The organism is Mesorhizobium sp. M7A.F.Ca.CA.003.01.2.1 (assembly GCF_003998945.1).
GTDB lineage: Bacteria > Pseudomonadota > Alphaproteobacteria > Rhizobiales > Rhizobiaceae > Mesorhizobium > Mesorhizobium ciceri.
In genome coordinates this window covers 1-8,756 of sequence record NZ_RZRA01000107.1, presented here as the reverse complement: position 1 = coordinate 8,756, position 8,756 = coordinate 1, and the positions used below count along the sequence as shown (strand labels likewise).

11 protein-coding genes and 1 riboswitch are annotated in these 8,756 nt (G+C 62.8%); of the genes, 8 read left to right on the top strand and 3 right to left on the bottom strand.

Annotated elements, in window-relative coordinates; all coding sequences use genetic code 11:
• From EN969_RS07075 to EN969_RS07065, 3 genes are all read right to left on the bottom strand, one after another.
• The coding region (locus EN969_RS07075; protein ID WP_127419046.1) for a DUF680 domain-containing protein at positions 1–223 on the bottom strand (223 nt) is incomplete at its 3' end.
• 69 nt (positions 224–292) lie between these two features.
• Positions 293–493 (bottom strand): DUF680 domain-containing protein, encoded by a 201-nt coding sequence (locus EN969_RS07070; protein WP_013528267.1) that lies wholly within the window; start codon positions 491–493, stop codon positions 293–295.
• A gap of 79 nt (positions 494–572) precedes the next feature.
• The gene (locus EN969_RS07065) at positions 573–770 is read right to left on the bottom strand and encodes a DUF680 domain-containing protein (protein ID WP_013528268.1); all 198 of its coding nucleotides are present in this window, start codon (positions 768–770) and stop codon (positions 573–575) included.
• Positions 771–1,281: 511 nt separating this feature from the next.
• Positions 1,282–1,484: riboswitch (cobalamin riboswitch) on the top strand.
• 114 nt (positions 1,485–1,598) lie between these two features.
• Here EN969_RS07065 and EN969_RS07060 point away from each other — a divergent pair.
• From EN969_RS07060 to EN969_RS07025, 8 genes are all read left to right on the top strand, one after another.
• Positions 1,599–2,846, top strand: a complete 1,248-nt coding sequence (locus EN969_RS07060) for an aromatic ring-hydroxylating dioxygenase subunit alpha (RefSeq protein WP_063169810.1) — start codon at positions 1,599–1,601, stop codon at positions 2,844–2,846.
• 25 nt (positions 2,847–2,871) lie between these two features.
• Positions 2,872–3,972: a hybrid-cluster NAD(P)-dependent oxidoreductase gene (locus tag EN969_RS07055; protein WP_013528270.1), complete on the top strand. Its 1,101-nt coding sequence runs from the start codon at positions 2,872–2,874 to the stop codon at positions 3,970–3,972.
• Between the two features lie 169 nt (positions 3,973–4,141).
• Entirely contained in the window at positions 4,142–4,573 is a 432-nt protein-coding gene (locus EN969_RS07050; protein WP_013528271.1) for a PqqD family protein, read from the top strand.
• Positions 4,574–4,619: 46 nt separating this feature from the next.
• Entirely contained in the window at positions 4,620–5,669 is a 1,050-nt protein-coding gene (locus tag EN969_RS07045; protein WP_063169809.1) for a hypothetical protein, read from the top strand.
• Positions 5,666–6,418 (top strand): glycosyltransferase family A protein, encoded by a 753-nt coding sequence (locus tag EN969_RS07040; protein ID WP_063169808.1) that lies wholly within the window; start codon positions 5,666–5,668, stop codon positions 6,416–6,418. The genes EN969_RS07045 and EN969_RS07040 overlap by 4 nt, the downstream gene beginning before the upstream one ends.
• A 55-nt stretch (positions 6,419–6,473) precedes the next feature.
• Positions 6,474–7,226 (top strand): glycosyltransferase family A protein, encoded by a 753-nt coding sequence (locus tag EN969_RS07035; RefSeq protein ID WP_063169807.1) that lies wholly within the window; start codon positions 6,474–6,476, stop codon positions 7,224–7,226.
• Positions 7,226–7,903, top strand: a complete 678-nt coding sequence (locus tag EN969_RS07030; RefSeq protein WP_063169806.1) for a glycosyltransferase family A protein — start codon at positions 7,226–7,228, stop codon at positions 7,901–7,903. Before EN969_RS07035 ends, EN969_RS07030 begins: the two co-directional genes overlap by 1 nt.
• A partial coding sequence (locus EN969_RS07025) for a nucleotidyltransferase family protein (protein ID WP_164758168.1) occupies positions 7,900–8,756 on the top strand: 857 nt, incomplete at its 3' end. The genes EN969_RS07030 and EN969_RS07025, both read left to right, overlap by 4 nt.

The following is an 8,756-nucleotide window of genomic DNA, read 5'->3' as shown; positions in this document are numbered from 1 at the left end:
GGCGCTGGCCACCCGACATCGCCTTGGGCAGGCGGTCGAGATATTTGGTCAGCTGCTTGTAGACCGGCGAACCGGTGTTGCGTACCGAAGAGGTGCGCGTGCTGTCGACCGAAGTCGTGGCGGCAGGCTGATTGGCACCATTGGAGCCAAAATTGTCGCTGCCGGCGAAGGCACTGCCGGTGATGGCCAGAACGGCGGCGGCAGCAATAAGGATCTTGTTCATTTTAGTCTCCTGAATTCTGGATTTCGCCAGGACGGCAGACACAGCTGCCGTCGGTTGCGAAATTGGTTGTTAGCGACCGAAGAGGTTACGGTCGCTGCCCTGAGCGGGCGTCTGGGCAGCCGGTTCCGAGGTTTTGGTGGAAGCCGTGTACGACTGGTCCACAGCGGCGGCAGGCTGGTTGGGGCCGTTCGAACCGTAGTTGTCGCTGCCCGCGAAAGCGCTGCCGGTGATGGCCAGAACGGCGGCGGCAGCAATGAGGATCTTGTTCATCTTGAATACTCCTGAATGTCTGAATTTCGCCAGGGCGGCGGGCGAGCCCGCCGTCGACCGGGAAACTGGGAATCGGCTGTTAGTTGTTGCCGAAGAGGTTGCGGTCAGCACCCTGGGCAGGCGCCTGAGCAGCCGGTTCCGACTTCTTGGTCGAAGCGGTGTACGAGCTGTCGACAGCAGTGGCTGCCGCGGCGTTGGAACCGTAGTGGTCGCTACCAGCGAAGGCGCTGCCGGAAATGGCCAGAAGGGCTGCGGCAGTGAGAATGATCTTTTTCATTTTTGGTACTCCAGTATCGTCTTTTTTCCGTCCGTCTAGCGGCGTGTCTTGGAAATGAAATCGCGTCGTTCGGACAGCCCCGATGTGGGAGGGCAAGGTCGTCTTTTCCAATCACGAAGTTGTTCCGTGTGGACCATGAATCCACACCTTGAAATTGTGCCAACGGAATCTAGGGATGCATTTTTCTTCTTCATATCAGTGTGTTAGGTGTAGCCACCTGATGGATCACTGACTGTTTCAGAGGCCCAGCGTTCACACCGTCCTGCACGCACCGTCAACAGAAACGAACCGTTCGGTTCGATTTTAGGGCGAACTAATAGTCATTTTTCGAAACCATTAACCTTTTTTGACCCCCCGCGAAGGGTCGGATTCGGGAAGATCGCAGCCGGCAAATGGCCGCCCGGGAGGTGGGATCTCGGCCCGCGACGAGCTGCAGTAGCGTTTCGCATGCCGTGTCGCGCCGCATGGATACGATGTCGTTTTCATGCCGACGGCGCGCCCGCGATCGTGGTTAGATCATACCATCTCAGGTGCCGCTTCGTGACGACGAGGCGGAGAATTGGGAAGCCGGTCAGAATCCGGCGCTGCCCCCGCAACGGTGGTGGAGTTCAAGTCGCAACGGGAGACCACTGGGCAACCGCCTGGGAAGGTGTCGCGATGGTCCGCAAGGACAACTCCAGAGCCCGGAAACCAGCCCGAGATTTTTAGACTCGACTGATCGCGGTGGGCGGTCAAGAGGTGGATAGCGCATGTCCGGCACACAGCCGGCCTGCGCTTCAATCCTTCCTCCGTCACCACCAGTTCAGTCCTTAGGAACGAGGACAGGACATGGATATCCGCAACGACATGCTGAGGCTCCTGAAGGGGCGCCGGCAAGGCTTTTCGCTGGAGCAGCCCTTCTACACCGATCCGGACTACTTCAAGCTCGACATGGAGCTGATCTGGTATCGCGACTGGCTGTTCATCGGCCATGATTGCGAACTGCCGAAGCCGGGCAGCTACATCACCGTGCAGGTCGGCGATTATCCGGTCGTCCTTGTCCGCGACCAGCACGGCAAGATCAACGCCTTCCACAATTCCTGCCGCCATCGCGGCAGCCGCGTGTGCAACACGGAGAAGGGTACCGCGGCAAAGCTCGTCTGCCCGTATCATCAGTGGACCTACGAGCTGGACGGCCGCCTGCTGTTTGCCCGCCAGATGGCCGACGGTTTCGACAAGAGTGATTTCGGCCTGAAGCCGGTCGCCTGCGAGAGCGTCGGCGGCTACATCTTCATCTGCCTGGCCAAGGAACCGGCAGATTTCGCGCCGATGCGGGCGATGATCGAACCCTATCTTTTGCCGCACCGGCTGCGTGAAGCAAAGATCGCCTTCGAGAGCACGATCGTCGAGAAGGGCAACTGGAAGCTGGTCTGGGAAAACAACCGCGAGTGCTACCACTGCGCCGCCAATCATCCCGAGTTGTGCAAGACCTTCCCCGAGGCTCCAACCATAACCGGCGTCCATGGCGCCGACAGCGACCCTGAAATGGTCGCACACTGGGCCAGATGCGAGGCATCAGGCTTGCCGAGCAAATTCCGCATCGATCCGGCAGGGCAGTACCGCGCCACCCGCGCGCCGCTGCTGCGCGATGCCGTCAGCTACACCATGACGGGAAAACGGGCGGTCCAGAAGAACCTGTCCGACAGCGTTTCAACCGACCGCATCGGCTCCTTGCTGCTCTATCACTATCCGACGACCTGGAACCATATCCTCGGCGACCACGCCGTTACCTTCCGCGTGCTGCCGATCAGTGCCACGGAAACCGCAGTGACAACGAAATGGCTCGTCCACAAGGATGCGGTCGAAGGCGTCGACTACGACCTCGCTGAGCTCACCCATGTCTGGACCGAGACCAACGACCAGGACCGCCGCATCGTCGAGGAAAACGCCTTCGGCATCCTGTCGCCGGCCTATGAACCAGGCCCCTATTCGGAGCTGCATGAGGGCGGCGTGATCCAGTTCGTCGAGTGGTACGCGTCGTTCATCGGGCCGCGCCTTGCCGAAGGCGGCCGGCCGGCCCTGCGCAGCGTCGCCTAGCCCAGGGGACAAGAGGATGAATGCGATGACGGACCTTGGCCTCTATCGCCATCTCGACCAGATGACGCCCTGGAACGACAGGCTGCAGGTGCTGGAAGTGATCGGCGTCAGCGACGAAGCGCCTGACGTGAAGACCTTCACCTTCCGCTCCGACAACCAGACCTGGTTCCGCTACAAACCGGGGCAGTTCGTGACTCTGGAACTGCCGACATCGGACGGGCCGCTGATGCGCACCTACACGCTGTCGTCCTCGCCGTCGCGGCCGTTCTCGATCGCGGTGACGGTCAAGGCGCAGGCGGGCAGCACCGGTACGCGCTGGATGTTCGACCATCTGACGCCCGGTTCGCACGTCAAGGCCTATGGGCCGACCGGCGACTTCTCGCTGCACAGCCACCCGGCCGCCAAATACCTGTTCATTTCGGCCGGTTCCGGCGTGACGCCGATGATGTCGATGCTGCGCTGGCTGAACGACTGCGCGCCATGGACCGATGTCGGCTTCGTCAACTGCGCGCGCCGCCCGGAAGAGATCATTTTCCGCAAGGAGCTCGAACTGCTCGGCAGCCGCATGCCTGGGCTGTCGCTCGGCTTCATGATCGAGGAGCGGTCGAGCCGCGAGGGCTGGTTCGGCCATATGGGCCGCATCGACGCGATCCGGCTGCCATTGCTGGCGCCCGATTTCCGCGAGCGCGAGATTTTCTGCTGCGGCCCCGATCCTTTCATGCGCGCCGTGCGCGGCATGCTGGACGCAGCCGGCTTCGACATGGCGAAATACCATCAGGAAAGCTTTGCCGCGCCTGCCGTGGAGGAGATCCCGGCGCCGTTCTCGCCGCCGGCGGAAGACGGCGCCGCTGCCACCGTGGAGGCCGTGACACCGATCCGGTTCTCGCATTCCGATGTCGATGCCGAATGCGTCGCCGGCCAGACCGTGCTGCAGACGGCACGCGCCTCGGGGGTGCGGATTCCCGCCGCCTGCGAGTTCGGCCTGTGCGGCACCTGCAAGGTGAGGAAGGTCGCGGGCGACGTCGAGATGAGCCACAATGGCGGCATCCTCGATCACGAAATCGAAGACGGCTTTATCCTCGCCTGTTGCTCGAAGCCGCTTTCGGCGCTTGAAATCGAGGCGTGACCGGCAGGCACGGTCAGAGGCTGTCCATGCCCGCGCGGCCTGCAGCTGCGCTCGGCCGGGCCTACGCCATCTTGCCAAAAACCCTGCAAATGGTTAGACGCCTGCAACGGTGGGGTTGACCGTAGGGCCCGAAGATCATCTCCGCGGCCTGCTTCGGCGGGGAGCAAACATGCGACAATCCGGCGTATATGCCATTGCCAGCAAGGATATCGTCTTTGAATCCTTCGATGGCGAAGCCGTCGTTCTCGACCTGACCACCGGTAAATATTTCGGCTTCTCTGATTCAGGCAGCAGGCTTTGGGATGCACTGTCGTCCGGCGTGCCTGCCTCCGAACTGGTCGGCGCCGCGACCGGGATTGGCGCCCTCGATGCCGCCGCGATTGACGGCTTTGTTTCACAATTGCTCGAATTCGGTTTGCTGGCGGCCGCAACCGATGGCGTGGCAAGACCGGTTCCCAGCGAATTGCTGGCTCAGCTCGCCGCTGCCGGCGAGCCCCTCAAGGTCGACATCCATGACGACCTTGCCGACCTCATTGTCGTCGATCCCATCCACGAGGTCGAGGAGCCCCTCGGCTGGCCCGCAGTGAAGCAGGCCAACTGAGGCGCGCCAGGCTCTCGTTGCCGGACGGCTCCGGAACAGGCAGACCATGCCGAACGTCACTCTCGAAAACCTGACTGACTACGCACGTCATGTCCTGGCGCAAGCGCAGAGCAGCGCCGCGCATTATCCACTGACCTGCAAGGTGGGTTTGCCGCATCTGGAGTTGACCGCTCATGTGAGTGCCGGCGCGTTGGCGGATGCCTTCGCTCATGGCTTTGTCACGGCTGCGGACAACCGAGCGCCTGCCGACATCTGCCGCATCTTCGTCGCACATCCCGGCATTGACGGCATCGCGGCACCGGCCAGATGGGGCCAAGGACCCTTCACGCAGCATGGCTTCGCCACCAGGCTGGCGGAAGCCGGATTGCGCGGCAACCATTTCCACGACCTGGATTTCTGGCAGTTCTATGATCCGCAACGTCGCGTTGGCGTGCAATTGATGGCCTCGGCCGATGCCTTTCCACCGTGGGAGCCGGGAGCGCCGCTGCGCCCCTTCCTCCATTGGGAATATGCGGCACGTGGCATGCGGCTGGCCCATGCGGGGACGCTCGGCACCAAAGGCAGGGGCGTACTGCTGGCCGGCGCGGGCGGCGCCGGGAAATCCGGGACCGTCGCCGCCGGCCTCCTCCACGGGCTGGACAGCGTCGGCGACGATTATGTGCTGGTCGACCTCTCCAACGGCGTGACTGCCCGCCCGTTGTTTTCAACACTCAAGCAGGATCCCCAGGGATTCGCGCGACTTGGGCTGGATCACCGGCTGCCAGCTCATAGCCCGCTCAACTGGCAAGGCAAATATGCTTTTCACATTCATGACATCGCGCCCCGGCCGGTGCCTGAAACCCTGGACATCGTTGCGCTGCTGGTGCCACATATCGGCGGAGGCGGGGCAAGTTCGATCGTGCCGGTGTCGCGGAGGGATGCCATGATTGCCTTGGCGCCGTCCGGCATAGCGCAGATGCCGGGCGAGCGGGAGAGCGGCTTTCGCTTCTTCAGCGACCTGACCCGCCTGCTGCCATGCTATCGTCTGTCGCTGGGGACGCAGCCACAGGAGATAGCCGGCACGATTGCGGACTTTCTTGTGCGGGGCGCTTCGTGAAACTGAGCGTGATAATGCCCGTCTATAACCGTGAACGCTATGTCGTTTCGGCATTGCGCTCGCTGGTGCGGCAGCGGGACGCCGCCGATCTCGACATCATCGTCATCGACGACGGTTCGACCGACGGCTCTGCTGAGGCCGTACGCTCGATGATGGGCGAAAACCCCTGCATCCGACTCTTCCAGCAATCGAACATGGGCGTGGCCAGGGCGCGCAACGCCGGGCTGCGGCAACTGCCGCCGGATGCGGAGTTCGTGTCATTCCTGGATTCTGACGACATCTCGCTGGCCGGACGGTTCAAGGCCGATCTCGCCCGCTTCGAGGCTACCTCCGGGCTTGAGCTAACCTATTCGCTGATGACGCTGGTCGACCGGATCGACGACGAGAAGCTCGAGCCGGAGGCGGACTGCTGTACCATGACGCTTCGCGGAATTTCGCTGAGCACCGCTCTCTTCAGTCGAACGCTTGTCGATCGCATCGGCCATTTCGACGAGGACTTTGAGCAGTCCGAGGACACGGATTATCTGTTGCGAGTCTTCGAAACCGGTCCGCGCTACGAATTGCCGAACACCGTCGCGATCTACTACCGACGCCACGCCGGAAATGTCACCAAGGAACATAGCGGCAGGGTCCGCAACCACTTGCGTGCAATCCACAAGTCGATGCGGCGGCGCAAGGCCGATCCGTCACGGCGAGAGGTCCAGGGCATCTTCGAATTGAAGAGTCCCGCCGATTGGCGGATGCCATGATGCTCGAGACAATCGGCTCGGATCAGCCAAGCCCGCAACGCTGCTGGAGACGCCGATGAGGCTGAGCGTCATCATGCCGGTCTACAATCGCGAACAATTCGTTGGCCTGGCGCTGCGCTCGTTGCTCAGGCAGCGCGAAGACATCGATCTCGACATCATCGTCATCGACGACGGGTCGACCGATGGCTCGGCAGCCGTCGTACGGTCGTTGATCGACGAGGCCCCATGCATTCGTCTTTTCCAGCAGATCAATGGCGGGGTCACCAAGGCGCGCAATGCCGGGCTGAAGCAGTTGCTGCCGCAGACGCGTCTGGTGTCGTTTCTCGATTCGGACGACATCTCCCCGATAGGCCGCTTCAAGGCGGATCTCGCCTGCTTCGAAGAGGATCCTGGCCTCGAGCTGACCTATTCGCGCATGACGCTGGTCGACAAGATAGATGGCGAGACACTGGAACCGGCCGCCGACAGCCACTCCATCACCGTGCGAGGGATCCACCTGTCCGCCGGGATCTTCGCGCGAGACCTCATCGAGCGCACCGGTGGTTTCGACGAGGATTTCAAACAGGCCGAGGACACCGACTATCTGTTGCGTATCTTTGAGAGCCAGGCAAAATACGTTATGCCCGATACGGTGGCTCTCTATTACAGGCGTCATCCCGGCAACATGACCAAGGAAGCCGATGTGCCCTTTCGCGAGTTCATGCGCGCCATTCACAAGTCGATGAAGCGTCGCAAGGCCGATCCCAGCTTGCGCCGGGTGGAGGGGATCTTCGACTTCAAGGATCTCGCGCAGTGGCGGTTCCTTTGATGGCAGGCTACGGCGTCGTCATTCCGGCTTTCAACGCGGCCGCCACCATAGGCGCTGCCCTGAACTCCGTTCTGGCCCAGACGGCAAAAGCGGAGGCCATCGTCGTGGTCGATGACGGTTCGACCGACGATACGGCCGCGGTGATCGATGCGATGAACCTGCCGGTGACGGTGCTGCGACAGGACAATGCCGGACCCGGCAGCGCAACGACCCGTGGCATTGCGGCACTCTCGACGCCGCTCATCGCGACGCTCGATGCCGACGATTTGTGGCTGCCGGACAAGATCGAACAGCAACTGGCCTATCTCGGCCGTCATCCCGGGACAGCGGGCGTCTTTACGCACTGGCGGACGTTTCGCGGCGACAGCCCCGATTTGCCCGATGCGGCCAGTGGAGCGGGCTGGTCGCGCACGACGATGATGATCCGCCAGGAGGTGGTGCAGAGCGTCGGTCCCATCATCGACCCACCAGGCGGTCGCGGCGAGATGATCGACTGGATCGCCCGGGTTCGTGAGGCAGGCTTTGTACTTGCCATGCTCGACGACGTGCTTGCATTGCGCCGCATCCGTCCGGGCAGCCTTTCCTACGGCCGCGATCCGGCACGCGACCGGGGCTATATCCAGGTCGCAAGGCTCGCCATGCAGCGGCGGGCCCAGAACAAGGCGGGCTCCAGTTGAACGCCAGGCCTGTTCGCCGCATCAGCCGCCGCTTCCCGGACTATGGCTGGTCGTGGCCCACCGGCCAGTTGGACCTGTTGCTGAAGGCGGCGCTGCTCTCCGATGAGGACGCAGCCGCTGCCTGCGCCGCGCGCTGGCTCGACGAGAACGACATCGACCTCGTCTCGTTTCGAGAACATCGTCTGCTCGCCGCCATCTCCGACAGGTTCGGCAGAAAACTGGCCGGGCATACCGCGCACCCGCGCCTCGTCGGCCTGCAGAAGATGCTGTGGACGAAGTCGCGCATGGCGATGCGCGAGGCCGAGCCGACGCTGAAGGCGATGGCCGACGGCGGCGCCGACATCATGCTGATCAAGGGCGCCAGCCGCATTGCCTTGAACGCGTCGGCGCAGCGTGGTCGGGTGGCGCATGACATCGACATACTGGTGCGCCCGCGCGACATGGCTGCCGTCTTCGACATCTTGCGCGACCGCGACTGGCAGATCGCCTCGGGCGTCAGCGCGCAATATCTGCGAACCCGGTTGGCGTCGCTGCGGTCGATGAACTTCTTCAAGGGCCGTTTCGGCGACATCGACCTGCACCAGCTCGGCTATGATGGGTCGCAGACGAGCGCGGAAGACGACCTGGCGATCTGGCAACGGGCGGTCCCGGCACAATTCAGCGGCGTCGCGGTCTTCGTGCCATCGCCGGCCGATCGCATGGCACTGGCCATCGCCCATGGCGGCCTCGACGCCCACACCCACAGCGACTGGCTTGTCGACTGCGCGGTCGCCATCCATGCCGAAGACGTCGATTGGGGGATGTTCCTCGACATCGTCGGAAGACGCGGCCTGGCGGTTCCAGCGGCGGGGGG

What these genes read in the sequence shown, in the direction of transcription:
- EN969_RS07070 (WP_013528267.1), bottom strand. Translation starts at nt 493, where the DNA reads ATGAACAAGATCCTCATTGCTGCCGCCGCCGTTCTGGCCATCACCGGC.
- EN969_RS07065 (WP_013528268.1), bottom strand. Translation starts at nt 770, where the DNA reads ATGAAAAAGATCATTCTCACTGCCGCAGCCCTTCTGGCCATTTCCGGC.
- EN969_RS07060 (WP_063169810.1), top strand. Translation starts at nt 1,599, where the DNA reads ATGGATATCCGCAACGACATGCTGAGGCTCCTGAAGGGGCGCCGGCAA.
- EN969_RS07055 (WP_013528270.1), top strand. Translation starts at nt 2,872, where the DNA reads ATGACGGACCTTGGCCTCTATCGCCATCTCGACCAGATGACGCCCTGG.
- EN969_RS07050 (WP_013528271.1), top strand. Translation starts at nt 4,142, where the DNA reads ATGCGACAATCCGGCGTATATGCCATTGCCAGCAAGGATATCGTCTTT.
- EN969_RS07045 (WP_063169809.1), top strand. Translation starts at nt 4,620, where the DNA reads ATGCCGAACGTCACTCTCGAAAACCTGACTGACTACGCACGTCATGTC.
- EN969_RS07035 (WP_063169807.1), top strand. Translation starts at nt 6,474, where the DNA reads ATGAGGCTGAGCGTCATCATGCCGGTCTACAATCGCGAACAATTCGTT.
- EN969_RS07030 (WP_063169806.1), top strand. Translation starts at nt 7,226, where the DNA reads ATGGCAGGCTACGGCGTCGTCATTCCGGCTTTCAACGCGGCCGCCACC.